This is a genomic window from Brenneria nigrifluens DSM 30175 = ATCC 13028 (genome assembly GCF_005484965.1).
Lineage (GTDB): Bacteria > Pseudomonadota > Gammaproteobacteria > Enterobacterales > Enterobacteriaceae > Brenneria > Brenneria nigrifluens.
In genome coordinates this window covers 2077062-2102450 of sequence record NZ_CP034036.1, presented here as the reverse complement: position 1 = coordinate 2102450, position 25389 = coordinate 2077062, and the positions used below count along the sequence as shown (strand labels likewise).

Below are 25389 nucleotides of genomic sequence, written 5' to 3'. Positions count from 1 at the left end.
CGGCAGATGCCAGGGCTAATGAACTAATAGATGATATATAACCTTATACTTTTATAGGTTTTCGCCCGTTCTGGCGTAAACCGGTCAAAGTTAAAATGTGATTACTTCTTACCGTTGGTATCTACCATCTGTTGATAAACCGGGTCAGTGCCACGCGGAAATTGTTTGCTCACTTCTCTGTAATGAGCTACACGCTCACGAAAATACTCGCGCAAGTGTTCGGGTTGTTCGCGTTCTACCTGCTCAGCGATAACGGGCATGTTCATGCGTTCTTTGTACGCCACGGCTGACGCTGCTATATCGACGTTAACCTTGTCGCGTTCTTCGCGCGGTAAATCACCCAAGTTATGTGACATGTCCCCTCCCTATGTTTTGGGAAAGTATACAGCATTATCACAGGCACTCAGTGAATGCCTGCTGTAATGCCATCACTCGAGCTGCAATACGCCATGATCCAGCGATTCGGAGTAAGCGATAAGGCCAGTGTATTCTGGAATAACTTCACCATCATCGGCTTCGAATTTCGGGATCGTTCCGGTGGTGATGGTGTATCGCGGCTGGCCGTCTTTTTTAGCGAAATCCGCCAACGATTCGATCTGCTTTGCTGTAAGAACTACTGTCATTTTATTCCCCTATCATTAGCTACTGCGAGGCTCATTTTGATTCTGTTATCGCATCATAGGCCCGTTCGCACGTCAGGCCCGCTACTCTTGCCCGGTCAGCGTACGCTGCCAACTCTCCCGCTCTGTCGTCAGCGCGCTGGAGCACGTCGGCGAGCAATATTGCGGTACTGGCTCTTGCCGCGCCTGCGGAGGCAGTTGCGGATATGCGGCTGGTTTCACTTGCTGCGAGTTGGCGCCTGATTGTGGCAATGGTGTCCCGCAAGCTGTCAGCAGCAGACTGAGCATTAACAGCATCAGTCTGTGCCTGTTCAATTTCACGCTGCGCATTAGTCGATATCGCATTGATCGCTTCCTGTCGGCGCCGTTCTTCATGGCGCTCATCAGATTGTCGTTTCTCCAGCGCTTTAGCGTCTGCTATGTCCCGCTGGTCCCACTTGTGTTGCCACGCAGCATTGGCATCATTCCGGCCGGCGGTATATCGCCAGTGCGAGAATCCCCAGATCAAAAAAGCCACCAGCGTTATTAGTGCCAGTGGCTTCCCGTATTTTTTCATAAATTCAGCGGCTATTGAGATAGGCATAATTTCCGCTCCTTATCCCGGCGAATAACCAGCCCCGGCAATTTCTTACCGCCGCCATATACCCAGCGCGGGAACTGCTCGCACGCTGCCTGAATATTTCCGGCCCGGAATAGCTGGAACATCGTGGATTTCTGCATCGTCGGGCAGCCAGCATTAAAAGCGATACTCACCGCTGCGCTGAATGCACCATCCGGTAGCTTTTTCCCGTTTGCGTAGCGATTAACGCAGGATTCGGCGTCCAGAATGTTTCGCTCCCAATCACGCGCTATCTGTTCGTCCGTTTTCCCGGCGTAAACGTTGTGCGTATTCCCCAGCCCATCAGTTGCAATCCCAGCGGGACAAATATACGGCTCGCGGCGGCATTGCTCCGCGTTACCGATTAGCTCAAGCCCATCACTATCTGTGCGGACACTACCCCATGACAAAACCGTAGAAATAGCGATCGCTACGGAGCAAACGACGCCAGCAGCAATTTTACGCTTGCTCATGCTCATCCATCCTCTTCATTGCCTCGGCTACAACCTCTACAGATGCTGGGCGTTCATGCTCAGGCTTGCGGGATACACTGCTCAGATAATCGGCCAGCAGTTGAGTGCGCCGACGTTCTTCCTCCAGGTTTTCTTTTTCTTCTCTTCGTTTCGCGTAATACGTCTTCACGGTGAAATATGCGGAGATAAGGGCGCCGATAATAAAAACGTAATCCTGAAGACTCAGGGTAGAAAAAAAAGCCAGTGAGCCAGACCACCAATAGGATAGATTTTGTGAAGTTGGGTTCATCCTCATACTCTCCACCTCCCGAACGGTCGGCGCTGTGTGTGATTTATGGGAAATAAAAAACCCGCTCAATGGCGGGTCTGTGAATTAACTCATGGTGTATATATCAGGGGCAACCAAACTTGCTCTTGGCCAACGTCCCTCTTTGCGATTTGACGATCGCTGCAACATTGACAGGGAGATTTGACCAAATTTTTAACTTCGGATTTGTTTTCTTTTCAATGTCGTCAACCGTGACTTGATAGTCACAGAAGTTAGCAGCTCTAGGCGTACTCTGCTCCATCAAAAATGCCGAGTATTCGCCCTTATCTGGACTTGTGCCAATAAATATGATTTTCCAGTATCCACTTGGAATTTTAACCCCTTTGGCTTTTGGTAATTCACCGATATCCTTTTCAAACAATGGACCGGTAACAGAGTAAACCGGGGCACTATCCGTTGCTATTGCTCGTTCCTTATCTTCCAGTCTTACCCACGCGCCTTGATTAAGAGCCGCTTTCTGGGGTGTGATGTTTGAGAGGTAGTTTAGTGTCGCCCAAGTGGGATGACCACACAGCCCCGCAAGTGGAGCCTGATGCCCACGATCTACCGCTAATACTTTGTTAGCATCATCATATGCTGCGGGAGCCAATGTGTCAGATGCTGGCAAATCAGGGTCTTGCTTCCAGTTTCTTTTGCAATTAGATCTCTGACTACTTTTTGTTATTTTATATGCCACCCAATTCGCAAATTTTGTTCCGCTGTTATTATTTAGCGTGTACGTATTACGGACTAATGTTTGTGAACTTCCGCCAGTCGGGCAACCCACCAGACAATTATCAATGGTTGCAGAGGCTGTTGGTTCGATTACATCAGGCGTTTGAGTTGGTTGATATGTCGCCGTACATCCCGCAAGCAACAAAATCGGTAAAAGCTTAATTAAATTAAGTTTCATGTTCTTTTCCTATAGATACCTTGCCAGACAAATGAAATAGTAAGCGTCGGAATAATTATAACTATTACATTTCAAACGGTTATAATCAGTATCAATATAGGCCATCAATAAGAAAAGGACATAAAAAAGGCCACGCGGTAGCGCAGCCTTAAGTGATTTGCTTATGAGTGATGTGTCACGCGGCGACCAATTCCAAGCGCAGCCCCATAGCCGAGATCGCCTTTTGAATGGTGTCTATTTTCGTCGAGTGGTGTAGGTCAAACAGTCGGGTTACCTCCTGTTTTTTTACACCCATGCGCGAAGCCAGCTCAACCTGAGTTAAGCCAGAATCGACAAACGCATTCAGCATTAAAACCTTAGCGGCGATGCTTGCCGGAACTTCGACGTAATCACCGGTAATATTACCGGGCGCAGGAACACGCTGGTTATCCTCGAAATAAAACTCGAAGGCTGTTACCAGCGCATCCATCGCCTCTTTTAACGCCTCTTCTCGCGTATCGCCCTGAGTTAGCGCTTCCGGTATATCCAGGAACGAAACCACATAGCCGCCTGAGTCCGGATCTAACTCTAAATTTACTGGATATCGCATATCGTTATGATGAATCTCCGCGAGTACCAGCCCCGAAGGGCTGGTTTGTTATTTCAGGCCAAGTTGTTTAAGTATGGCCTTTCGCAGTGGTTCTTTTATCTCAGCGCCGGGATGTCTCGGCATTACGCTTCGCTTCCCGTTGTATCTCAGCTTCAAATGATTCGTACCGTTTGAAACTTCAACCCCCTGAGATTCAAGCCACCGCCTGAACTCGCTTTGCTTCACCATCCCTCCATTCTGTTGAACATGTGATTATAGTAATCATTTATGCTTACCATGTCAACATTTTTGTTTACTTTATTACTGTGACATTTCTCTCATCCTATAAGGCATCCAGTGGCCTTGCGATTCCTTTGCTTGAGATTTTGTTGCGGGAAGCGATTTGACAAAATCAGCGTTATACCATCTTCGAAAGATGCCATTGAGCTCTACATAAACACTACCATCGCTGCCAACTTCAAGAATCACGACATCCGCAATATCAAAATAAAGATGGTTAAACGGCTCAATAGATTGCAGTTTGATGAATTTTTCAGGTTGAGATTTAAGATCGGTAAACATGCTAAACCCTCTTTTGAGTTTAAGCACGTCCAGCGCTTTTAAAATGGGGAAAACCGCACAAAGGCAGGTCACTACTAATTACCGCCAGTCACATCTTCGGCAGTATATCGAATTAACGTAAGATTACGGCCTATTCTGTTCGGTTTTACAATCCTATAAATGTACCGGCCACCAGCAAAAACCGATAAGCCGCTGAACACCGCGACCACTCTTATCATGGTAATCGTTCTTTTACGATCGTAAAGGAAAATCTTTCCGTAATCATTACGGCCATCCGTGGCCTGTGCATTCGTTACTTGTACTGCAATCCTTTCAGGCCAGATGCCCGTTCAAGTCCACCTCTCACCGAATGAACTATCGAATGGGCGTCACTGATCCTATCGTACAAACTCGCCGCCAGCGGGGAGCGCATGATTTTCAATGCCGGGTGAAGTTCCTTTAACCACACATCTTGAATGTAATCGAGGTGAACACAGGCGGCATTGATATTGTGGACATGCATTTGCCAGTTAAAAGAGTTGGTTTTATCGCTAAGGCGCTTAGTTCTTGATGGGTGGGTGTGTTCAATTTCACGATCGAGAATATCCAGAACCCAGCGGCGGAATTCTTTGGCGACCGGCGTTCTGGCGAACATGGCGATCAGATGAGCTCCGCGTAGGGAGAAAATACGTACTGTTTTATGGTAGTTTCCTGAGACGGTCAAATTGACCGTCTCAGTCATGCAGGAAGTGAACTCATCAGCATTGCGGCGATAGATACGGCTTACAGCGTCCTCTGATTTGTACTGAAGCGCTTGAGCAATTTCTACTGCGGACAGCCAGACCTGGCTGTTATGAGCGATGACGTTAAATTTGTGATCATGGAATGCTAGTTGGGTAGTCATAATAATGACCTCTGTAGTGATTTGGACGTTATCACCACCGTTGAGGCTAATCTTGGGTGGTGAACTGACGAGGTTAGCCTTACCGGTCACTACAGAACCCGGCGCGCCGAAGCGCCCCCGCCAGCCCACCATAATTCAGGTATGGGTGTGCTTTACGCATAAAAAAACCGCTAACGCGGCTATGCGCTGTAGTGATATCCAGGAGGCTAATCCCGACAACCGATTTTGCGGCTGCAATGGGAATATAGCCCCGGATATCATAAAAGGTCAAGAAATGGGTACGGCCCCACGCTGATGAGTGCGATCCATTTCCAGCGAGATATCCAGCGCCATCAACATACCGTCGATTGTTCCCTCTGCCTTTTGCAGCCGTTTGCCAACGTGGGTATCAGAGCAATGGAGTTTTGAGGCCAGTTGCATAAACGTTTTGCCAAAGACGTAGTAGTCAAAAAGCAGGTCGTGGTCGTCCTGATTCTTTTTGTTCAGTAATGCCATGCAACTGGAAATGATCAGGCCGTCATCATCACTGCACTGCTGGCGCGATTTGATTTTGTTGGGGATGAGTCCCTTGAATCCGGCTGCGATTGGCGCGTAATAAACCTCGCAGGGATTATCCGCCACCCATGCACCCCATAGCTCTAATACCTGCTGAATATCACGCATTTTTTGCCCCCTTCAATCGGCCAACCGTTATGGCACCGATGCCCAGCGCCCTGTTCAGAAAATGAAACAGCAAATCAACCTGGCTTCCATGCTCGGCTTCCCATGATTTGGCGTCTCTGTGTAATGCGTTATGGCAATCCCGGCAGAGTGGAATAGTAAACAGGTCATGTGGTTTTGTTCCCATCCCGCCCATGCCATGACCGATGATGTGATGTGGGTCGTCGGCGGGGTTGCCACATCCACAGCACTGCTGTGACTTAACCCACCGCGTGTATTTATCACATTCCCAGCGCGCCAACTTCGGGAGCAGCATAAACCCGGCCGGCGGCTCTTCGTCGATTGCCAGCGCCAGCACCGGCGTTACCTGCGTATTCATTGCACGCCCTCCCGGTAAAATGTTTGTTCGTACACCTCACGGCCGGCCGTCAACAGGTCGTTAAAATCACCACTACGCGGCCAGCGAACGGATACCCGCTGAATGTCGTTTTTTGCCAGCAGATTGGCATTGGCACACACGAAAGCGGCAGCATGACCCGCGGCATTGTTATCCATGTCAGAAAAAATGATTAAGTGAGTGACGCCACGAGGAGCGCGGAACTTCTTCATGAAGTTGGTGTTTAGTACCGCCCAGGTGTTGCAGCCCGTTATCTGATGGCATGACAGCGCCGTCTCTATTCCTTCGGCAATTCCCAACGTCGTCGCAACGGGAAACATGCGAATGGCCACGGAATTGGCATGTTCAAGATAGTTATCCTCCTGCAGCTTCATCAGCTTTTTCTGTGATGCGCCTATGTCCGCTTTTTTGTCGCCGTCCAGCAGCGTTCGATGCAGGTAACACAGTATCCCTTTATCGTCAGTGGCCAGTGAGTAGATGGCCTGGAATACCTTGCCTACGGCACGTTGGCTATCGCAGTAGCGCACGGCATCAGTGGGTAGGCTGGTAATGCCACGGTTCAATAAATATTTGGCGGCGTCAGTGCTGCGCAGCTGAGACAATGTAGGGAATTTGCGGATAACCTTTTCCCGGCTGGCCACTGTCTGGTTTTTTATCGGCGCTTCATTACCCCGCACATATACGTTGCCGATCAGCCGATCCACTTCCGGCGCCAGCGTCTTGAAATCCTTTCCCGTGGCTTTTGTCAGCATTGACCAGCCATCGCCCGATCCACAGACGCAGATGTAGGAGCCTGTGCCGTTCTTGTCGTCAATGCGGAGTTTGCCGCGGCGACCACACAGCGGACATTCCCCCTTAAAATGGTTTTTCCCCGTCACTGGCGGTAACCCGTAGTATTCGAATATTTCCGGCCAACGGCCTATTGCTGCCTTTGCTGTGTTCATGCTGCCTTCTCTTGTTTGTGTGCTTTTTCCTGCGCCTTGGCATACGCAATGCGCAGCGATTTGATGTAATTCATAACTTCAGGTGTGGTTTCCTGCGGAGTGCGGTGCAACCCTTTAGGCCATACGCCGAATTTTTTTCGGTAAGTGTGTGAGCACCAGCCATCGCTGACCGGCTTGCCCCGGGTACTGCGGATGCGCTGATAAAACAGGATTTGTGACCACCAGCTTTGTTTTTGCTCGGCTGTGAATTTCTCTTTGGCTTTGCTGACTTTTGTCAATCCGCGACTCCTATCGGTATCAACATCCTCACCGGACAGCGGTTTAAAGCCGCATTTCGGGCAAATGTAGATACCGGCAGGTTTCACGTAATGGCATGAAGGGCATTCTTTCGGCAGGCGTTCGGGCTGGTCTGGTTTTGACGTGTTGACCGGGGCATCTTCCATGCCGTCAGAACTGGATAGCAAGCCGTCATATTCGATATCGTCGGGATAGCCCAGCTTATGAACCGTGCCGGAGTGATCGAATATCAGGCAGTAATCTTTACCAGGCGCGGTGCGTAAGCCACGGCCCAGGCATTGAATCCAGCGAATCTCCGATTTTGTGGGACGTCCGTAGATGATGCAGCGCACATCGCTATCGAACCCAGCAACTAGCACGCCTACGTTGACGATGATTTTCGTGATGCCCTGCTCAAAGCGGCGGATAATCAGTTGCCGTTCGTCGTGAGGGGTTTTCGCCGTCATGATTTCAGCCACAACGCCAACGCGGTTAAACTCGACGGCGACAAAATTTGCGTGGGCTACGTCAACACAAAAACATACGGTCTGACGGTTTTCACCATGCGCCAGCCAGTTCTGAACAATATCCCCTACCAACTTCGCTTCGCTCATTACGCGCGATAGTTGAGTTTCGTTGTAATCCGAGCCGTAATCGCTATTACCTACAGTTTTAACGCTGCTCAGGTCAGGCGTGGATGGGGCGTAGAATTCATATTTGCTCAGTGCGCCGATCTCGATCAGCTCTTTCATCGTCGTCGGCTTAATCAGTTTCTGATAGTAATTACCCAGGAACTTGGCAAACGGCGTGCCGGACAGACCAATCACTTTCGTTGCAGTGTTTTGCGTCAGATGGTCTATGACTTCCAGAATCTTTTTGCGCTTCAGGTGCGCTTCGTCGATAAACAGCAGGTCGATGTTGTCGGGGAATTCACGGCGGATCAGTGTGTCGGCAGAGGCGATCTGAATCAGGCGCTGCGGATCGTATGCAGGATGGTCACGCCAGACATAGCCAATCTCATCGGCAGGCAAACCGTACTCAACAAAACGAGTTGCCGTCTGGTCCAGCAGGACTGTATACGGGGCCACAAACATTACGCGCATGGAGCGACTGACCAGCCCATCAGTGATGAACGCCGCCAGCCCGGTTTTGCCGCTGCCGACAGGGCTGTAAATCATGAAACTGGCGGTTGTCTTCCAGTTTTGGCGCAGGGAATTCAATCCCCGGCTTTGCGCTAAATTTGGCGTAATGTTCAGCATTTCCTGTTTTTCACCTCACCACTGTATAAATAACCACGTCCGGCAATTCACTGATCGATCTCTTTAAGATCATCCCTCTTTGGTAGTGCTGTTCCTTCCCCCTCACCCCAACCCGATCACCCCCCTTTCCCCCCTCTTACCCTTCCCCGCTCCCCCGTATAAAAAAACACCGGTACAAAAATTCATGCTGCTACCCTCGCTTGTGACGCTAGCGGCGGTGGGGATGTGAATCCCTGATTGGCCATGTAAAACTTCTCGACGTACTCCCTGAGTCGTTTGTTTGCCTCCTTGCGGCCTGCGTTTTCCTGCTTGAATGAGACCGGCTCTTCATCAAATTTTTTTTTATAAACTCTCGCGTACTCATGCGCGATTTTTGCTCGCTGCACACTCGGGAGCTTGCGAAGCATTTCTTGAATCCATGGGCCGTCCTCGGGAACAAAATCCGTGGGCATAACAGGCTTCACATAGTTGAATGCGTCCATCTGGCACCTCCGATAATCAAACGGTTGTGTTATTACGGCAGATGGCCACCAGCGTTATTCGCGTTTGACGCGATTGCGGCCAAACAAGGATAGGATTGAGCGGATTTCAGCTTCACGAGCGGCTAAGTGTTTGGTGTGCAGGTGCATGATTTCCCGCGCCTCAACCTCATCGATAACGCCATCTTCAATGGCCTGCTGAATCATCTGGTCGACCTGCCCACGCTTCGCCGCGGTGTATACTGAGCGGTTGTAAAGCTCGACACGGTCCAGATCGTCAAATGTGGGAACGTCCACCAGCAAAGCGCCGCAACGTTGCGCGAAATACTCCGCCAGCAAACTGGTGCCGGACAGGTCTTCCATCGCCTCCAGTTCATGTATCTCGAAAAAGCGACAGCCGTTTTTCTCGTACAGGTTGTTGTTGAACTGCGCCAGCGTCATGCCCAACGCGCCAGCCATTGCGGAACGCCCGCCGGGGTACGCTTTACACATCGCTTTGATGGTTTCTTTGAGGTCTACCATTTCGTTTCGCCTTGGGTAGTTACCGTTAAGCCGCAGATTCGTTAATCTTTGTTTTGCCGATTGGAAATGGCCGAAGTTCTTCGGCTTCCACATGACCATCTGGTAGCTGAATGACAAAAATTTTTCTTCCAGTTCGGACGGCCTTACTGATTGCAGTCTGATGAACACCGAGTGCATCAGCCGCTTTCGCCTGACCGTTCTCCCTGACGAAATCAGCGAGAGTTTGTTTTTGCATTGTTGGCTCCTGAACTCACTTACAAAACAATAATACCCAAAGTATTAAATAAAACAATACTTGCGGTATTTCATTTTTTAATAACGTAGGTATTAGAATTCACGGATGGAAAAGAAAAAGACCCTGACCACGGAACAGCTCGAAGATGCTAAACGTCTCAAGGCTTTGTACGAGTCGAAGAAAAAAACACTGGGTGTTACCCAGCAGCAAATAGCTGACGAATTAGATATTACACAGGGCGCTGTGGGTCATTACCTGAATGGAAGGAATGCGCTAAACGTTGCTGTGGCATCAGCTTTTGCAAAAATTCTGCAAGTTTCGATATCTGATTTCAGCTCTGCATTGGCATTAGAAGCCTCATCATATGCATCCGCGGCTGACGAGAACGTCACATATGCTGGCCCGTATACTCCATCACCTAAATACCCCCTCATCAGTTCAGTAAAAGCCGGGGCATGGAATGACGCCGACGAACCACTGACGCTTGATCAGATCGATGAATGGTACGAATCGGATGTTAAAATTCAAGGCCGAGCGTTCTGGTTACGAGTTGATGGTGACTCAATGACCTCACCCACTGGGCTGAGCATACCCGAAGGTACTCTGGTCTTGTTCGATACCGGACGTGAAGCGGTCAACGGCAGCTTAGTGGCGGCAAAGTTGACGGATACCAACGAAGCAACGTTCAAAAAACTTATAATTGACGGCGGTCAGCGTTATCTAAAAGGCCTCAACCCTGCGTGGCCGATGAGAGAGATTAACGGCAACTGCAAAATCATCGCCGTAGCGGTTCAAACCATGATGCGACTGGTGTGAGGATGAGGGATGAAATATCAACTTTTTGCGACAAGCAGTGATGGTAGCGATTTGTATGATGTTGTTGTTTCTGATGATGCGGGGAAACTGCGCATAAAATGCAGTTGCAGGGCTGGGGAGATCGGGAACATGTGTAAACACAGAGTCGCCCTGATCATGAACAAACCCAAAGGCATCTTTTATGGTAGACATAACAAGCCAGACATTATTGCTTCTGCCATTGCTCTCATTCATTCGTATAATGTACGGACTGAGTATGAAAAATTAGTAAAAGAAATGGATGAAGTGGAGTTAACGTTTAAGAATCAAAAGAAAGAAATAAAAAGAAAAATCAATGAATTAATATAATTTTTTGCTCAACACGCACACCGTGTAACGCAACGCTATTCCGTATCATGGCCAAGGTCCTGCTACGGCAGTCCATTGAGTACAGACGGTTCGCGTAACTCAAGATGAAGTTTGTTAAGGTTTTGATGGAACTTTATCAAAGATTCGGTTACTTACTTTCAGTAAAGTGCGTTAAATAGACCACAAACGATGCTTTGTTTAATCTTCCTGTACGATGTAAAAACGGGACTATACTGAAGTAGTAAGCGTCCTCCACAATGATTGTGGTCAAACTATCTATCGATTAGATAGTTGCAATAACGCTTACTCTGGAATTTGTTCTTATTGCGAATTGGGATCTTTTAGTACAAACTTCATATACGCAATGTTTGCGTTATGTTTTACATAAGAGGAAAACCCCATGAAAAGAAGTACAAGGCGCTTTCTAGGTGCTATGGGCTCTATCCTTGATATCAGCCCATCAACAGATTACGTCACCATAGCCGGTGGTAACTTAAGCGATAAAGAAAATTTTCGCCGCGATTGTGAAGCGATTACTGCGGATTTTAGAAAAGTGATTGAGGCTTACAATGTCGAATCCAAAGGATACGGATCAAACATCGGAACACAAAGACCACTCGCAAGAGCTCGCTGATACCAACGCTGAACAGATTGATAAAATAGCGAGTGAACTTGAAGCTAAGGTTATGGAAAACCCAGGAGTTTTAGAAAGGATTCTCGATAGCCCCAAAATTATGGCTATTGCACATGAATCTTTTCGTGGGCCAGTACCATCCCCCAAAATGTTATCTGAGTATGAACAAATTATGCCAGGGTTGGCAAATCGGCTCGTCAAGCTAACAGAAGATGAACAGCAGCACAGGCATAAAGTTACGGACAAAGCTCTAGATTTTAGTTATAAAAAAGACAGAAGAGGGCAATGGATGGGGTTCATCATTTCCTTGTTCGTTTTGGGGCTGGGTGTGTACTTCGCTGCCGAAGGGAAGGATGCTCTAGCTGGAACGCTAATAACCATAAATCTTGTCGGGTTAGCTTCCGTTTTTGTCATTGGCCGTTTAAAGAGAAATAACAAAGATAATTAATATGTAACGCACCATATCGAATGGCTCTTATCACAGGCTTCTAACTAAAATCCCGCCACAAGGCGGGATTTTTTTACCTGCCGTTTGGCTAATTCCCCTCACCTATCCCACCAGCCCGTTAAGCAACCTCACATAAAAAATAAATCCACTTATAAATCAATCATTAAATACTTGCGGTATTTATTTTAATACTTTAGGTATTGACCAGCAATAATACCTGCGGTACTTTTAACTCATCGAGACAGCACACCGTCTCTGAAAGTCGAACGGCGCGACTCTAAACCATGCGTCGGAACCGTGGCGAGGCAGGATGCCGGCAATACGGAGCGGACTTATACAGCGTCCTCTGGGGCGCTTCATTAAGACCACTGAATAAGGGGAAACCAGTATGCGTAAGTACAGTTTTATCATCTGCCATGTTTGTGAAGGGCACGGAAAGATGGATAACCCAGCTTTTGAAAACGGCTTTACAAGCAGCGAATGGGCCGACATGGAGCCTGAAGAACACGAACGCATCATGTCCGGTACCTATGACGTTCCATGCACTAAATGCGGTGGTAGCGGCAAGTTAAAAGTGCCGAATATGACAGCGCTTACTTTTGCGGAAAAGCGCGAGTTAGTTGAACAGCGCAGAACCGCACGAGAGTTGGCAGAAGTTGAACGCATTCACCGCATGGAGCGCATGGAGCGCATGCTTGGATGCTGAGTGGCTTCACCCTGCGTCCGCAATCATTACGGGCGCATGAATGAAACCACTGAGTAAGGGTAACGATATGCTCAAGCCAATGAAAAAACCAAAGTTCAAAGTCGGCGATCAAGTCATTGCCTTCAGCGAAAACGGCACTCCCTTGGGCGCGCGGGAAATCGTTGAGGTGCTCGGATTTAATCACGGCGAATATCACTACCGCATCGCCCCGACCTATACCCCCTGGAGCTCTGTACCTGAGCGTGAATTGAGGCCACTACGCGATTATGACCGTCGATAAAGAGAAGCTTCATGAGGCCCGCGAAATCGCTAAACAGGCTGTTAGCCGCCACTGCAAAACAAGATGGTGGCTGGCTATGAATCACCTGAAACGGGCTTACGGATTAACGCAATGATTTAAGCCCCCTTCCTTTCTATGCAGGTACAACACCATGAGTTGGATTTCAACCTATACAGGGCGGCATTTCAATTATGCCGAGCCCAGCCTTGACGATATCTGCATCGGTGATATCGCTCACGCGCTTTCCCAAATTAATAGGTTTTGCGGTCATACGCTCTGGCCGTACTCAGTAGCCCAGCATTCGATCGGCGCCAGCTACATCGTTCCGCCTGAATTCGCATTTGAGGCATTGATGCATGACGCACATGAAGCGTATGTCAGCAATATGATGTCGCCGCTCAAACACATGTTGCCTGATTACAAACAGGTTGAGGCTAATGTGGAGGTGATGGTTCGGCTGCATTACGGGTTGCCGCTCCGGATGAGCGCGGAAGTTAAACACGCTGATTTGGTCATGCTGGCAACAGAAAAAGAAGCTCTATTGCATCCCAATTCTGGCAACTGGCCGATCTTAGACGGCATAGAACCATCCACGCAGATCATTGTTCCGATGAGCGCAGCAGACGCAGAGCGCGAATTTATGAACCGCTTCAACGAACTATCTCCCCACTAATTTTCGCCATCACCAGGGCATCAACCGGGCGCGGGTTCGCGTCGCCGGATTCGTAACCGGCGATCTACATCCGAGGTAATCACGATGGCATTGATAAAGAGGTGTGTGATGGAAATCCTGATCACTTTAGCAATCATGGCTGCGTTGTCTCTTGTGATTGCCGTTGTTTACCACATTTATGAAATTTTCACAGGGTGAGGCTCACAATGAAAACCTGAACATATAAAAGCATCACCACGGCGACAGAAAAGCAAATTACTCATTGCATGGACATGTCTAACCAACGCGCTGACTCTGCCGGCATTGCGGAAATGTATAAAGAGTGGGCATACGGCGCATTCAATCTGTGGGCAGAAATCACCAGTGGCGAAAGGCAAGATGCGGATTTTGAACGTCTGCGAAAATTAGCCAACCCCGATTAACACAACAGCAAAGAGCATTTATCCGTGCTCTTTTCGCTGTGGTAACAACCGCAACTTACCCTTGTTAAATCCCTTTGGCGGTCACCGTTCTTCTAACCCAATAACGGAGGATGAAGATAATGTTCTGCGGCTGACCGCCCTTTTTACAGAGAGAAGCAATCCCCTGCTTCTGTGTGTGAAAGGAGAAAATACCATGTCTGAAAATGCTGAAAATAAAACACCGTTCAGCCAACAAATTGCCTACATCAATAAAGGCACTCTGGACGCTGAATTAACCGAAACCCTCGCAATGATTATTCAAGCGGTTCGGGAAACTCGCAAAAAAGGTTCGGTCACATTGACGCTTAACTGCGAAATGTTGAACAGCCGCACGGAAGACACCATTAAAGTCACGCCGGACGTTAAGTTCAATAAGCCGAAACTTGAGCTGGCCGATACCATCATGTTTTCTACCGCTGACGGTGACCTGCTGCGTGATGATCCGGACCAGATTCAAATTGACCTACAGGTCATCAACACCAAAAGTAACGCCGCCCCTATCAAGTTGCAGTCCAACAGTTAATTTTCGGTCTGAAAATTAACATCTCCCATTAAATAAACAATCAAGGAAAATATCTATGTCACAGATTGTTGACGGCTCTGCCGTGTCTGAAATTCGTAACCTGGCTATTACCGCGCATGTTCCGGGGACTGATATCCCGTCTGCAGTTGTGCCACGCGATCATGATTTAACGTCGCTGGAAAAGTTCCAGTTGCAGCCATCACTGATTCGCCAGCACGTTAACCTTATTTCCGTTTCGTCGCTGATTGCCTACGTTAAAAAATACCAAGACCCGCGCTCCGCCATCTTTGCCGACAATACCAAAACAAAGATTGTGGCAGTGCTGGACTATCACGAAAGCGCGGGGCTTCCCAATTGGGGTAGTCATCGGGCTATCTACGACTGCCCGTTTTCCAAAGAGTGGAAGGAGTGGGCATCGCAGGATGGCAGTGCCATGCGCCAGATTGAATTCGGTGAATTTATCGAAAAACACATCGGTGATATTGCGCCGGTTAGCGAAACCTACGCGGGGCCGTCCGGCGTTGAACTGCTGGAAATGGTCCTGGCATTCTCGGAAACGCGCAAATCTGAATTCAAGTCGGTAAAACGGCTGAATGACGGCACGTTCCAGATGAGCTACAGCGACGAAAAATCCGGCAGTGGTAACACCAAGCTACCGGAAAAAATCAGCCTGGCCATCGCCCCGTTCCACAACGGCAATCCGTACCAGATTGATGCCCGTTTCCGCTACCGCATCAAAGAAGGGCAGCTGTTCCTCTGGTACGAGCTGATCGACCCTGAAAAAATCGTCGAACACGCGTTCAGCGAAATCGTTACTGAACTGCAAAACGCCCTTGAAACCATCCCGGTTTACGAAGGCTCTATCTAACCCCCTATCCCTGAAAAGAGTGCTGCCTTATGCGCGCCCTATGGTGCGCATAGTGAAGCATTTACTCGACAGGAAGATAAATATGGCCACATTAAACCAACGCTATGCCAGTAAAGAAACTGGTATCACTGTTAGAAAAACGCACCTTGTACCGCTGGAAGAAATTTACACCGAGGACGGCTATAACGTCCGTGAACTGAACCAGTCTCACGTCGAAGAATTCAGGGACGCGTTTATCGCCGGCGAATACATCCCCCCGCTGGCCGTTGAGGTAACAGAACGCGGTGTGAAAGTCATTGATGGCCATCACCGCTATTTTGGGGCATTGGCTGCAAATGAGGCCGGGTGCGAGGTTCTCAGGCTTGAATGTAAAGACTTTGTCGGCACCGAGGCTGACAAAATAGCATTCATGGTCACAAGTTCTCAGGGGCTGGCACTTACCCCGCTGGAACGCGGCGCAGCATACCAGCGGCTGGTTAATCAGGGCTGGAGTAACTCGCAGATAGCGCAAAAAGTTAAACGGTCGGAGTCCGACATTCTCCAGCACTTGCAGTTACATCAGGAGTGCTCGCCATATGTCAAAAGTCTGGTTCGTACCGGCTCGTTGAACTATGCCCTGGCGATCGAGATAAACAGAGAGCACGGCGTTTATGCCGACAAGGTCATTTCTAAGTTGATGGAAAAGGCCGAATCAGCCGGTAAAAGGAAAATCACCAAGTCCTTGGCAAAACCACAGTTCGCCGCGGCGAAAACCAAACGCCTGATTGAGCTGGTTTATAAGTCTACCCCAATCGTGAGTAACGACAGATTACGTGACTATCTGATGCTTCCAGCCGGCGTAAAAGACGAGGTGATGCAAATTCTCACTGAGTATCAAAAATACCGCGAGGGTCAGCAGAATGAACCTCAGCCAGAATAAAGCCCCTCTGTGGATTTCAGAAAAAGCCAACATCCTGTTAAAGCGGGTCAATACAGGCCGAGTTATCCCGCGCCGGACGCACGGCAAGAAATATCAAACGCTACGGGTTAATAAACGTTGGCGCCTGCTGTCACGCGACGGCACCAACTGGGAGTTACTCAATCACAACGATTACAACAACCTGATCGATAAATAAAGAGCCTCGCCACTAGCGGGGCTTTTTATTACCCGGAGGTTTATCTCATGCGCCATATCATTAGGGGTGAATTAACCCCACTTGAACGAAAGGCCACAGAAGCGGCGCTTCAAAACCACCAGCAGCGCTACGGTAATTACGCTCGACGGAAAAATAGCGAAACCTACCGTGTTCGCGTAGCCAATAAAACTTATTCCGTTGAAGTGACAAATCGGAATGCGTCATACGTCGCAACGGTGATGAACCATCATCGTTCTCTGCAAAAACTGTGTGGGGTGCCAGCATGATGGCAGCAATTGATCTTTTCGCTGGCTTCGGCGGCTGGTCTATCGGAGCAAAACAGGCGGGAGTTAATGTCTTATGGGCTGCGAATCACTGGCCCGAGGCTGTAAAGTGGCATAGTAAAAATCATCCAGACGCTGATCATCTCTGCCAAGACCTGCACCAAGCTGACTGGTCACTGGTTCCGGCTCATGACCTTCTACTCGCGTCACCATGTTGTCAGGGTCACAGTAAAGCGAGAGGAAAAGCCAACGGGAATCCACAACACGACAATAGCCGATCTACTGCGTGGGCTGTAGTTTCTGCTGCTGAGTACCACCTTCCAGCATTCGTAATAGTCGAAAACGTACCTGAGTTCCTGCAATGGACGCTCTATCCAGCATGGTCCGCCGCAATGCAGGCGCTGGGGTATTCGTTATCTCCACACATTTTGGACTGTGCCGATCTTGGTGTGCCACAAAATCGTGTACGCATGTTTATTGTGTGTTCCCGTAGCGTGTCGCCTATCAACCTTGCATTTCCAAGGTTAGAGCATGTGCCTGCAACATCATTTATCGATTTTAGTGCAGGGAAATGGTCGCTTATTGATCGTGCTGGTCGGGCAAAAGCAACACTTGAACGTGTGGCTAATGGACGCAATCAATACGGTGATCGCTTCCTGATGAGCTATTACGGAAACACAAAATCGGGGCGTGATATCAGCAGGCCAATCGGCACCATTACTACTCGCGATCGCTGGGCGATTATCGACGGTGACATGATGCGTATGCTTACAGCCGATGAAAACATGCTGGCAATGACATTTCCCGCTGGCTACCTACGCCCCAAAAACCACAGGCTAACAGTCCACATGGCTGGGAACGCAGTGCCGCCACTAGCTGGACAAAGAATAATAGAAGCATTGGAGCGCGTAGCATGATTACACCACGCCAGATAGAAATAATGCAGCATGCCCTAGGCATCAACGAATCGCGCCGAGAACCCTATCGCAATTATTACGTCGCGGGGCCGCTGCATTATGCAAACAGCGATTTAGAAACCCTCGTTAGCTTGGGGATGATGACCAAATCACCAGCCCCGAAATTCTGTCCCAGCGGTGATGTAGTTTATTCATGTACCGATACCGGTCGTGATACTGCTTTATCAGCCCTTCCCCCTCCACCCAAGCCCACCCGCTATAGCGAATATCTTGATGCTGATTCGTGCATGTCGTTCAGTGAATGGCTGCTGGGTTGGAAAAAGCCAGAGGTTGAATATCGCAGCGACGGCCAATGCAGGATGTTTCGTTGTTCATTTAGTGAATATTACGGGTTTCCGATACGAGAAGTAGAAGGGGCTTGGGCCAATACGAAAAAGGCGGCAAAAGCCAGCTATAAAGCGGCGCTTAGAGCCAGTAAGGAGGGGTTATGTCCGAGTCAGTAAAGCCAGATTATGTTGACGTCGATTATGACGGTCTTCCGATTTATCAAGATCCACCAGTTGCGGAACCACTTCACATGACAACTTTATCTAAAGAAGAGCGGGCATGGGTGAAAAAAGTAAACGATCTTCTTGCGAAATGCCCGTCAAAACGTTTGGGGTTTTACACCATTGGAGATGCATACGTTGAGATATACGACCGCACACTCGAAGATGAAATTAACGATCAAATGGACTCCGGCAAAGCGGGAGATTTTTGCATCGCAGTACAACACGTAGACGCGGCGCTCGGTACGCTTAACTTCCCCGCCGCCGTTCACAGTACGGCAGGGTGAGGACTGAATAACATGACAACTTTGACAAATGAACAACTAAGAAGCGATGCCCGTATTAAAGAGCTTTGCATATTTATGCGCGACCGCTTCTCTATGAACCCGGTCAGTTGCAAAATATTGGGCGAGGAGTGGAATAAAACATTTCCTGATGAGTGTGCAGTTGCAGATGTCATGCTGGGTTTGCTTACGCGTGTTGGGGCAGCAGAAGCGCGCCTGCATGATGTTGCAGTTTACTGCGCAAACGTAGAGGCTCAACTGGCGGAACTGCAAAAGCAGGAGCCGGTGGCATGGCGCTGCCTGCGTAATGGTCCGAATTCTTACGTGGTTACGCTGGCAAAAAGTGTTGCCGATGATTGGGAAAATAGAGGTTTCCCGCTCGTCCCGCTCTACGCCGCGCCCGTTGCGCCAGCCGCAAGTCAGCCAGTGCGGGACTACAAAGACGAGTTTTTAGGAGCGTGTCAAACGCTGGCTACCATCACTGAGATGTTGGAAATTCCAGAAGATGACGTTGACGGTGAGCCGTTACAGATTTTCGAGGCTATTGAAGCGCTTAAGCAACGTGCAATCCAGCCGCCAGCGGTGCCAGATGATGTCGCGCGCGATGCTCTGAGATATCGTTTCTTACGTGACAAGGACGCGTTTGGTGCCGATAACGAGCCTGGATTGGCTAGTTGGGATGACCTCTTTGATAAAGCGCTGAGAAAGCAGCCAGTGGTGCCGGATGAGAAAACGCGGCAAGACTACCAGATGATTCACGGTGGTTTAATAGGCGCTTTCGATCACGGTCATCTTGAGGGCTGGAACGCCTGCCGCGCCGCAATGCTCGACGCAACCGTAGAGGCAGTGGCAAACGACGCTTTGCGAACCGGCACTGGATTCATGCAGGTTTCCACGGATGGGGTGGCGCACGTTCCACGAGATCAGGTCTTGAATCATCGTATCAAGCCCGTGCTGCCCGAACGCGATGCTATGGGCTTCTGGTCTCATCCTGACCGACCGGAAACACCGTTCGATGAGGGGTCAACACTACAGGAAATGCGGACTTGGTACGCAGAGCGCGGCATGGAGGTGGATTTCACCTACATGAACCAGTTCTTCTGCGGCGATTGTGTCTACGATGCCAACGACGCGGGTGTGACGCGACATTGGAACCCGACACCACCTGAAGGCGACGGTTGGATACTGCTTAGCATCTTCGACACCGAAGACGGAGCGGCTGCCGAGTGGATTCGCTACAAGGACGGTGACGCATGATTATCGGTTTTTTTCTCGTAGTCAGCGCTTGCGGATTTGATGTATGTGACGCTATGCCGGTTTCTGAACGCATCATGGAATTGGATGAATGCCAGAAATGGATAACGCTGATACACGAAAAACGGCCAGCAGCAGTGCTCTACTGTCTACCCGTTAATGACGATTAACCAGCCTCGCAAATGCGGGGCTTTTTGTTGCCCGAATCCGGAGAATCCATGAACCACTTGATGATCGACCTCGAAACAATGGGGAATAACCCACAGGCCCCTATCGTTGCTATCGGAGCCGTTTTTTTTGAACCCAAAACCGGCGAGTTGGGACCGGATTTTTACAGCCCAGTAACGCTTCAAAGTTCCATGCATGGCGGCGGAGTTCCCAATGCAGACACAATCATTTGGTGGCTAAAACAGAGCGAAGAAGCAAGAGAGGCCATCTGCGTTAAAACTCCCCCGCTTCTTGTCGTATTGCATGAACTGAAACAGTTTGTTGTGACAAATAGCGACCCTAAATATCTACGAGTTTGGGGGAACGGTGCAGGGTTCGATAACGTCATTCTGCGTGAGTCGTGTAAGCGGGAATGCTTTGGTGATATCTGGCAATGGTTCAATGACCGTGATGTCAGAACCATTGTAGAACTGGGGCGGGAAATCGGGTTTGATCCGAAAAGGGATATGCCGTTTGACGGAGAGCGTCACAACGCGCTGGCCGACGCTGTACATCAGGCCAAATATGTTTCTGCAATTTACCGGCGTTTGCTTGCGCCCCACCAGCTTGCCGCATGAGGTGATTTTATGGCAACCAGATATATTGGGCTTAAAGAAATGTGTAAGTTGACTGGGAAAAGCCATCCAACACTTTGGCGCATGTATGCCAAAAAGAAGGAATTCCCAGCCCCACAAAAAAGCGCCAGCGGTACATTTCTCGGCTGGCCAGAATCCGTCTACGAAGCATGGGTTCAACAGCAATCACAAAATTGATCACTGCCCAACCGCCGTGCCGCTCACGGCGGGCTCTCTTCATACCAAAGATTTTAACTTCTCTTCCCATAACGCGATTATCTCGCGCTTTTCCTTCAAATAGTCATATCTGTCATAATGCTTGCGTGATACGCCCGGACGTTTATGATTCTGGACGATATCACGCATTTCCGAACTGATTCCCATATCCCCTGCCAACGTTTTAAACGTCCTTCTGATATCCCTCGGCGTAAACGCTGAAAACTCCGTTTTGCTACAGAATTTACGAAGCTGCTTACTGAATTCCGCTGACAACAAATGCCCTTCTTTCGTCGCAGCAGGAAAGATAAATTCTGAGTCTGGATATAGCCGTTCTTGTTCTTCAAGAATGCTTATAGCTGACGGGCTTAGAGCAATAACGTGATAATCCCCATTCTTGGATATGTGCGGCGGAACCGTTAATGTCTTGCCTTTTTTATCCCAATTATCGCGGGTATTTGTCATAAGTTCCCAGGGGCGCTGACCTCCGGTGTGCAAACATAACCGGGTTAGCCTGGAGAAATCAGGATTAATAGGACATGCGATATCAGGGACGTTTAGCAGCCGTAATAATTGTGCCAGTTCATCCCACGACAAAAACCGGTCAAGCGCCTTATCCGCGCCCTTCTGTGCCGGAACTACAGCTACCGGATTCCTATCTAAACCGTATTTTACTTTCCCGTTAATATTTGCCGGATCGTTGTCTGCAAACAGACCAAAATTAAAGACGGCGTGAAGATTGGTTCTTATTTTATTCGCCCCGGCAAGCGCACCACGTTTTATAAAATCCGCCAGAACTCGTTTTATTTGATCTGGTGTTACATTCTTTGCTGGCGTATTGTGAGATATATATCCAGTGGCCAACACCTGATTAAGCCTGTTCTCAGTCTTATCGTATGAACGGCGATCCAACCTCTTCTGATCTGCAATGTAATCATCAAATAGCTGTTTCACTGTAGCGTGCTCAAAAGTCACCAACTCTGGTGCGGAAACATTAGCCGCAGCCTCCAGCGCTTTAGCTGTTGCATCTGCCAGTGAAAGATGGGGATAATCACCCAGGGACAAGAACTTCCTGGCACCATCTTTGTGATACTTGTACACAAAAACCTTACGGCCAGACGGGTAAACTTTTATACCCAGTCTGCCGGTGCCACGAGTCGCCGCAGCCTGCCAAACGTAGTAAGCCTGTTCCTTTGGTTTAATGCCTTTTATCTTGCTGTCGGTCAGCAGTATTCCAGCCATTTACGGGTGCCTTTACGGGTGTCGTAGTGGTGAAATACTATGATAGAGATTGAAATCAAACAACATCTTAAAGTCATTAAATATCAAATAGTTGAAATTTAATGAAAGCGCATAAAATCATCAGAAACAATAAGTTAACGGACTTCATCGCCGTGGGTCGTTGCGACGCTAACTCATGCTTATTATCTCATCACTTGCGCAGCGCTTCTCTCTGGGGGAACAGTGAATTATCCAATTGGGCAGATCAATCACAGCTATCTGGGTTCCAGCGTTTACACCATGCTGCGTGAGGCGTTAATTACCGGCCAACTTAAACCGGACGACCGCCTGAGAATACGGGAGCTTGCCGCACAGGTTGGCACCAGCGTAACGCCAGTAAGAGATGCAATCCTGCAACTAGCGAAAGAACAGGCTCTGGTACTCAAGACGCCGCGTGATATCCGCGTCCCACAATTAACCGACGATCAGTTTAAAGAAATTCGCACATTGCGACTGGCGCTGGAAGGCACTGGCGCGGAACGGGCTGCTGCACACATTACGCCGAAGATGCTGGGGCAGATTGAAGAAAATATTCGCCAGAACCGCCTGGCGATTGACGAAAAAAACCTACGCGAAGCGTTACGGTTGAATAGCGAGTTCCACCTGTTTCTGGCACAGGCAGGGCGTATGCCGCTGTTGACACAGTTTATCGGCAGTTTATGGATGCGCACCGGCCCGCTGATCGCGCAGGCCTATGCACATTTTTCCGTACAGATGGCTATCGAACATCATGAGGACGTTCTTGCTGCGCTACGACAGCACGATGCCGGCGCCGCTCGACAGGCCATCCAGTCTGATATTCTGGACGGCAGCGAAACTATGCTGGCCTTTATTGCCGTGGATCAACAGGCTGTGGCGGATCAACAGCGTTAAGCCGCCATGAGCCGAATAGCCCACGAATCAGCAGGCGAGTTTCTTTTGCCTGGCGGATAAACGCAGGCAGCAGCGCCGTAAAGCTTGGTTCATCTAAAGTTTCTGCTGCGTGCTGCGTGCACAAACGTAGCGTCGAATTTTCATCCAACGCCAGCCAGCACCCTTTCATCGCCGCCATTTGTCAGACTCCGTATAAGTAGTGGATTTCTCGCCTTGAGCGACGCTCGATGAACTGGTGGCAGACAGCACGTTGGCGCTTGCGGTCAGGCCAACAGAACCGCGTAATGTGGCACTGGTTGGCGCGGCACCTTTTTCCGTCAGATTTATGCCACCGCGCAGCTCCAGCGCCGCATTACCATCCAGATTAAAGCTGACCGTTTTACCCGCTTTCACGCTGTGCTGCTCCCCTTTGTCCAGCAGGGCTAGCGGGTTGATCGTGCCGCTCGATAGCCCGTCAATAAAGCCAGGAAGCGCCTCTTCACTAAGGGTAAAATTCAGGGCATTTTGCTGCGCCATTTGCAGGCTGGCGGAGACGCCGAATGAGGCGCGGACATCCGGCGCAAAGCTGTGTTTGCTGTTAATGTTTTGCGTCATCTGCGCCGAGGTTTTTCCTGTCAGATATGTACTGACGTCATATCCACCGGAATAGCTCACTTTCCCGGTAATCCTGCCCGAACCTGTGAGAAAGATGTTTTAGCTAGCGTAAGCTGGTGCAATCTCCGAAGTGGACACGCCAGGCTGAACATGCTGGATTTTTTGCATAACAGGTTCCAAAGGTGATGAAGTGAACGTGCAAGCTAAGTGGCGGTTATCTCATTTCAGTTCCACCATCTTTCTCCTTCCCGACCGGGAACCACATCACACATCCCCTCACTTAATACGCAACAGACGTAAGCCTGTTAACGACTCATCACTATTCACTTTCAAGGAGATGTTATGGCTGATATGACGATTACGCTCAGCATACAACCCGGCGCAGGCCTGTCCTCGACAGGGCTGAATTCCCCTCTATCAGGCAGCAACAGCGGGGGAGCGCCACGTTCTGCACAGCAAGATAATCAACTGATGGAGGCGCTGGACACGTTGTTGAGTGCCCTTCTGCCCAATTCACAAGGTAATACGCCATCATCAACAGACGGCAGTCCGCTGGGGCAAGCTGGTGCAGGCAATGGGGGAAGTTCGGCATTAGGTCAAAACGGCAGCCCTGCCGATATGCTGATGAAGCTGTTAGAAACCCTGATTCAGGGCAAAAATGGTCAAGAAGCGGGGAACCCGTTCGCTTCGGGTTCGTCTGGCGCGACGGGTGGCAACAGCGGTACATCACCGCTGACGGGGTCATCCGGCACCGGCGACGCAGGCAGTGCGCAAAATCCAGAAGATCTGAGCCGTTCCCTGCTGCAAGATTCAGCAGGCAGCGCATTAGACAATGCCATCAGTCCAACAGCCGATGGCGGAGGTCAATTGAGTACCAACGATCTGTTAAAAGCGCTGCTGGAATTGATCGGCAATTTGATGGATTCACAGAAAGGTGAATTCGGCCAGCCGCAAGGTAGTGGCCAGTCACAAGGTAGCGGTTCGCCATCAGTGGGAGTGCCTCAGGCATCCTCCGGTGGTAACGGCGGATCGCCAACTGCACCATCAGCGCCTTCTGGCGGCGCTTCACCTGCTGCACCTTCCGCACCTGTCGGTGGGAGCGGCGGCGTATCACCAGGAGCGTCACCCGCAGCCTCAACCGCGGGGGCTGGTCCGGTATCCTTCCCTACTGCCAGCGGTAATGCCACTGTAGTAAACGACACCATCAAAGTCGGCCCCGGTGAGGTTTTTGATGGCGGCGGCAAAACCTTTACCGCGGGCAGCAAGTTAGGTGACGGCGGCCAGGCTGAAGGCCAGAAACCGCTGTTTGAACTGGCGCCGGGCGCAACGCTGAAAAACGTGGTGTTTGGTGATAATGCGGCGGACGGCGTGCACGTTCGTGGCGATGCCAAAATTGATAACGTGCACTGGACCAATGTAGGTGAAGATGCGCTGACGGTGAAATCGAACGGCGGTAAACCTGCCAACGTTGAAATCACCAATAGCAGTGCTCAGGGCGCTTCCGATAAGATCTTCCAGTTGAACGCCGATGCCAACCTGACTATCGATAATTTCAAAGCGAAAGATTTCGGTACGTTCGTGCGCACCAACGGCGGACAGCAGGGCAACTGGAATTTGAACCTGAGCAACATTGACGCAGAAAACGGCAAGTTTTCGTTCGTGAAAAGCGACAGCGAAGGGTTGAACGTCAAAGGCAGCAATATCAACCTGACGAATGTCAATAATCACTACAAAGTGCCCGACTCTGCCAACTTACAGGTGAATTAAG

40 protein-coding genes and 1 pseudogene are annotated in these 25389 nt (G+C 49.6%); 21 read left to right on the top strand and 20 right to left on the bottom strand.

Annotation, left to right across the window (positions count from 1 at the left end; all coding sequences use genetic code 11):
• Window positions 1-101 precede the first annotated feature (101 nt).
• From EH206_RS09790 to EH206_RS09705, 17 genes and pseudogenes are all read right to left on the bottom strand, one after another.
• On the bottom strand, window positions 102-356 hold the full coding sequence (locus EH206_RS09790) for a DNA polymerase III subunit theta (RefSeq protein ID WP_009112612.1): 255 nt from the start codon (window positions 354-356) through the stop codon (window positions 102-104).
• Window positions 357-428: 72 nt separating this feature from the next.
• On the bottom strand, window positions 429-623 hold the full coding sequence (locus EH206_RS09785; protein WP_009112611.1) for a hypothetical protein: 195 nt from the start codon (window positions 621-623) through the stop codon (window positions 429-431).
• A gap of 31 nt (window positions 624-654) precedes the next feature.
• The gene (locus EH206_RS09780) at window positions 655-1203 is read right to left on the bottom strand and encodes a DUF2514 family protein (protein ID WP_009112610.1); all 549 of its coding nucleotides are present in this window, start codon (window positions 1201-1203) and stop codon (window positions 655-657) included.
• Window positions 1188-1691: a lysozyme gene (locus EH206_RS09775; RefSeq protein ID WP_009112609.1), complete on the bottom strand. Its 504-nt coding sequence runs from the start codon at window positions 1689-1691 to the stop codon at window positions 1188-1190. The genes EH206_RS09780 and EH206_RS09775 overlap by 16 nt, the downstream gene beginning before the upstream one ends.
• Window positions 1678-1986, bottom strand: a complete 309-nt coding sequence (locus tag EH206_RS09770; RefSeq protein ID WP_009112608.1) for a hypothetical protein — start codon at window positions 1984-1986, stop codon at window positions 1678-1680. Before EH206_RS09770 ends, EH206_RS09775 begins: the two co-directional genes overlap by 14 nt.
• A 97-nt stretch (window positions 1987-2083) precedes the next feature.
• On the bottom strand, window positions 2084-2911 hold the full coding sequence (locus EH206_RS09765) for a DNA/RNA non-specific endonuclease (RefSeq protein WP_009112607.1): 828 nt from the start codon (window positions 2909-2911) through the stop codon (window positions 2084-2086).
• Window positions 2912-3086: 175 nt separating this feature from the next.
• A complete protein-coding gene (locus tag EH206_RS09760) occupies window positions 3087-3500 on the bottom strand; it encodes a type II toxin-antitoxin system HicB family antitoxin (protein ID WP_040343134.1) in 414 nt (137 codons plus the stop codon).
• Between the two features lie 48 nt (window positions 3501-3548).
• Window positions 3549-3725 carry a type II toxin-antitoxin system HicA family toxin gene (locus tag EH206_RS09755; protein WP_009112605.1) on the bottom strand — a complete coding sequence of 59 codons (177 nt, stop codon included), beginning with the start codon at window positions 3723-3725 and terminating at the stop codon, window positions 3549-3551.
• Between the two features lie 75 nt (window positions 3726-3800).
• Complete coding sequence (locus tag EH206_RS09750; protein WP_009112604.1) at window positions 3801-4061, bottom strand: hypothetical protein; 261 nt, start codon at window positions 4059-4061, stop codon at window positions 3801-3803.
• Between the two features lie 292 nt (window positions 4062-4353).
• On the bottom strand, window positions 4354-4944 hold the full coding sequence (locus EH206_RS09745) for a BRO-N domain-containing protein (protein ID WP_009112603.1): 591 nt from the start codon (window positions 4942-4944) through the stop codon (window positions 4354-4356).
• Between the two features lie 267 nt (window positions 4945-5211).
• Window positions 5212-5607: an antiterminator Q family protein gene (locus tag EH206_RS09735; RefSeq protein ID WP_009112602.1), complete on the bottom strand. Its 396-nt coding sequence runs from the start codon at window positions 5605-5607 to the stop codon at window positions 5212-5214.
• A pseudogene (locus EH206_RS09730) lies at window positions 5600-5974 on the bottom strand (DUF968 domain-containing protein); the annotation flags it as partial. The pseudogene EH206_RS09730 and the gene EH206_RS09735, both read right to left, overlap by 8 nt.
• Before the next feature lie 5 nt (window positions 5975-5979).
• Window positions 5980-6945: a toprim domain-containing protein gene (locus tag EH206_RS09725; RefSeq protein ID WP_009112601.1), complete on the bottom strand. Its 966-nt coding sequence runs from the start codon at window positions 6943-6945 to the stop codon at window positions 5980-5982.
• Entirely contained in the window at window positions 6942-8480 is a 1539-nt protein-coding gene (locus EH206_RS09720) for a DEAD/DEAH box helicase (protein ID WP_009112600.1), read from the bottom strand. The genes EH206_RS09725 and EH206_RS09720 overlap by 4 nt, the downstream gene beginning before the upstream one ends.
• Window positions 8481-8662: 182 nt before the next feature.
• Window positions 8663-8962: a hypothetical protein gene (locus EH206_RS09715; RefSeq protein ID WP_009112599.1), complete on the bottom strand. Its 300-nt coding sequence runs from the start codon at window positions 8960-8962 to the stop codon at window positions 8663-8665.
• A 54-nt stretch (window positions 8963-9016) separates the two neighbouring features.
• Window positions 9017-9481 carry a YmfL family putative regulatory protein gene (locus EH206_RS09710; protein WP_009112598.1) on the bottom strand — a complete coding sequence of 155 codons (465 nt, stop codon included), beginning with the start codon at window positions 9479-9481 and terminating at the stop codon, window positions 9017-9019.
• Window positions 9482-9506: 25 nt separating this feature from the next.
• The gene (locus tag EH206_RS09705; RefSeq protein ID WP_009112597.1) at window positions 9507-9716 is read right to left on the bottom strand and encodes a Cro/CI family transcriptional regulator; all 210 of its coding nucleotides are present in this window, start codon (window positions 9714-9716) and stop codon (window positions 9507-9509) included.
• A gap of 105 nt (window positions 9717-9821) precedes the next feature.
• Here EH206_RS09705 and EH206_RS09700 point away from each other — a divergent pair, with 105 nt between their 5' ends.
• The 19 genes from EH206_RS09700 to EH206_RS09620 all read left to right on the top strand — a co-directional run bounded on the left by EH206_RS09700 (window position 9822) and on the right by EH206_RS09620 (window position 20855).
• Window positions 9822-10532 (top strand): LexA family protein, encoded by a 711-nt coding sequence (locus EH206_RS09700; RefSeq protein ID WP_009112596.1) that lies wholly within the window; start codon window positions 9822-9824, stop codon window positions 10530-10532.
• Window positions 10533-10541: 9 nt separating this feature from the next.
• Complete coding sequence (locus EH206_RS09695; RefSeq protein WP_009112595.1) at window positions 10542-10880, top strand: SWIM zinc finger family protein; 339 nt, start codon at window positions 10542-10544, stop codon at window positions 10878-10880.
• A 400-nt stretch (window positions 10881-11280) separates the two neighbouring features.
• Entirely contained in the window at window positions 11281-11514 is a 234-nt protein-coding gene (locus tag EH206_RS23040; protein ID WP_009112594.1) for a hypothetical protein, read from the top strand.
• Window positions 11450-11962 (top strand): DUF2335 domain-containing protein, encoded by a 513-nt coding sequence (locus EH206_RS09690; RefSeq protein ID WP_136163971.1) that lies wholly within the window; start codon window positions 11450-11452, stop codon window positions 11960-11962. The genes EH206_RS23040 and EH206_RS09690 overlap by 65 nt, the downstream gene beginning before the upstream one ends.
• A 388-nt stretch (window positions 11963-12350) precedes the next feature.
• Entirely contained in the window at window positions 12351-12668 is a 318-nt protein-coding gene (locus tag EH206_RS09685; protein ID WP_009112592.1) for a hypothetical protein, read from the top strand.
• A gap of 40 nt (window positions 12669-12708) precedes the next feature.
• The gene (locus EH206_RS09680; RefSeq protein WP_040343126.1) at window positions 12709-12948 is read left to right on the top strand and encodes a hypothetical protein; all 240 of its coding nucleotides are present in this window, start codon (window positions 12709-12711) and stop codon (window positions 12946-12948) included.
• Window positions 12949-13099: 151 nt separating this feature from the next.
• The gene (locus EH206_RS09675; RefSeq protein WP_009112590.1) at window positions 13100-13621 is read left to right on the top strand and encodes a hypothetical protein; all 522 of its coding nucleotides are present in this window, start codon (window positions 13100-13102) and stop codon (window positions 13619-13621) included.
• A 272-nt stretch (window positions 13622-13893) separates the two neighbouring features.
• Window positions 13894-14043 carry a hypothetical protein gene (locus EH206_RS23035; RefSeq protein WP_211351709.1) on the top strand — a complete coding sequence of 50 codons (150 nt, stop codon included), beginning with the start codon at window positions 13894-13896 and terminating at the stop codon, window positions 14041-14043.
• A gap of 193 nt (window positions 14044-14236) precedes the next feature.
• A complete protein-coding gene (locus tag EH206_RS09670) occupies window positions 14237-14605 on the top strand; it encodes a hypothetical protein (RefSeq protein WP_009112588.1) in 369 nt (122 codons plus the stop codon).
• A 55-nt stretch (window positions 14606-14660) separates the two neighbouring features.
• Window positions 14661-15473 carry a YfdQ family protein gene (locus EH206_RS09665; protein ID WP_009112587.1) on the top strand — a complete coding sequence of 271 codons (813 nt, stop codon included), beginning with the start codon at window positions 14661-14663 and terminating at the stop codon, window positions 15471-15473.
• An 82-nt stretch (window positions 15474-15555) separates the two neighbouring features.
• Complete coding sequence (locus EH206_RS09660; protein ID WP_009112586.1) at window positions 15556-16392, top strand: ParB/RepB/Spo0J family partition protein; 837 nt, start codon at window positions 15556-15558, stop codon at window positions 16390-16392.
• Window positions 16373-16588 carry a ParE family toxin-like protein gene (locus EH206_RS09655; RefSeq protein WP_009112585.1) on the top strand — a complete coding sequence of 72 codons (216 nt, stop codon included), beginning with the start codon at window positions 16373-16375 and terminating at the stop codon, window positions 16586-16588. Before EH206_RS09660 ends, EH206_RS09655 begins: the two co-directional genes overlap by 20 nt.
• A gap of 47 nt (window positions 16589-16635) precedes the next feature.
• A complete protein-coding gene (locus tag EH206_RS09650) occupies window positions 16636-16875 on the top strand; it encodes a DUF4060 family protein (protein ID WP_009112584.1) in 240 nt (79 codons plus the stop codon).
• Window positions 16872-17789 carry a DNA cytosine methyltransferase gene (locus tag EH206_RS09645; RefSeq protein ID WP_009112583.1) on the top strand — a complete coding sequence of 306 codons (918 nt, stop codon included), beginning with the start codon at window positions 16872-16874 and terminating at the stop codon, window positions 17787-17789. The genes EH206_RS09650 and EH206_RS09645 overlap by 4 nt, the downstream gene beginning before the upstream one ends.
• A complete protein-coding gene (locus tag EH206_RS09640) occupies window positions 17786-18292 on the top strand; it encodes a hypothetical protein (protein ID WP_009112582.1) in 507 nt (168 codons plus the stop codon). Before EH206_RS09645 ends, EH206_RS09640 begins: the two co-directional genes overlap by 4 nt.
• Window positions 18277-18624 (top strand): hypothetical protein, encoded by a 348-nt coding sequence (locus EH206_RS09635; protein WP_009112581.1) that lies wholly within the window; start codon window positions 18277-18279, stop codon window positions 18622-18624. Before EH206_RS09640 ends, EH206_RS09635 begins: the two co-directional genes overlap by 16 nt.
• Window positions 18625-18636: 12 nt before the next feature.
• Window positions 18637-19878 carry a hypothetical protein gene (locus EH206_RS09630; RefSeq protein ID WP_009112580.1) on the top strand — a complete coding sequence of 414 codons (1242 nt, stop codon included), beginning with the start codon at window positions 18637-18639 and terminating at the stop codon, window positions 19876-19878.
• Window positions 19879-20093: 215 nt separating this feature from the next.
• A complete protein-coding gene (locus EH206_RS09625; RefSeq protein ID WP_009112578.1) occupies window positions 20094-20660 on the top strand; it encodes a 3'-5' exonuclease in 567 nt (188 codons plus the stop codon).
• 9 nt (window positions 20661-20669) lie between these two features.
• Window positions 20670-20855, top strand: coding sequence for a helix-turn-helix transcriptional regulator (locus EH206_RS09620; RefSeq protein ID WP_009112577.1), 186 nt, complete (start codon window positions 20670-20672; stop codon window positions 20853-20855).
• A 39-nt stretch (window positions 20856-20894) separates the two neighbouring features.
• Here the strand turns inward: EH206_RS09620 and EH206_RS09615 are convergent, their stop codons facing one another.
• Window positions 20895-22115: a tyrosine-type recombinase/integrase gene (locus EH206_RS09615; RefSeq protein WP_009112576.1), complete on the bottom strand. Its 1221-nt coding sequence runs from the start codon at window positions 22113-22115 to the stop codon at window positions 20895-20897.
• Between the two features lie 222 nt (window positions 22116-22337).
• Here EH206_RS09615 and EH206_RS09610 point away from each other — a divergent pair, with 222 nt between their 5' ends.
• The gene (locus EH206_RS09610) at window positions 22338-23027 is read left to right on the top strand and encodes a GntR family transcriptional regulator (protein WP_009112575.1); all 690 of its coding nucleotides are present in this window, start codon (window positions 22338-22340) and stop codon (window positions 23025-23027) included.
• Here the strand turns inward: EH206_RS09610 and EH206_RS09605 are convergent.
• Both EH206_RS09605 and EH206_RS09600 read right to left on the bottom strand, forming a co-directional pair.
• A complete protein-coding gene (locus EH206_RS09605; RefSeq protein ID WP_232216582.1) occupies window positions 22984-23205 on the bottom strand; it encodes a CesT family type III secretion system chaperone in 222 nt (73 codons plus the stop codon). The two genes, EH206_RS09610 and EH206_RS09605, sit on opposite strands and share 44 nt — an antisense overlap.
• Window positions 23193-23681, bottom strand: a complete 489-nt coding sequence (locus tag EH206_RS09600; RefSeq protein WP_232216581.1) for an AvrE-family type 3 secretion system effector — start codon at window positions 23679-23681, stop codon at window positions 23193-23195. Before EH206_RS09600 ends, EH206_RS09605 begins: the two co-directional genes overlap by 13 nt.
• Before the next feature lie 282 nt (window positions 23682-23963).
• Between EH206_RS09600 and EH206_RS09595 the strand changes: the two genes are divergently transcribed.
• The gene (locus EH206_RS09595) at window positions 23964-25388 is read left to right on the top strand and encodes a pectate lyase (protein WP_009112574.1); all 1425 of its coding nucleotides are present in this window, start codon (window positions 23964-23966) and stop codon (window positions 25386-25388) included.
• Window position 25389: the final 1 nt, after the last annotated feature.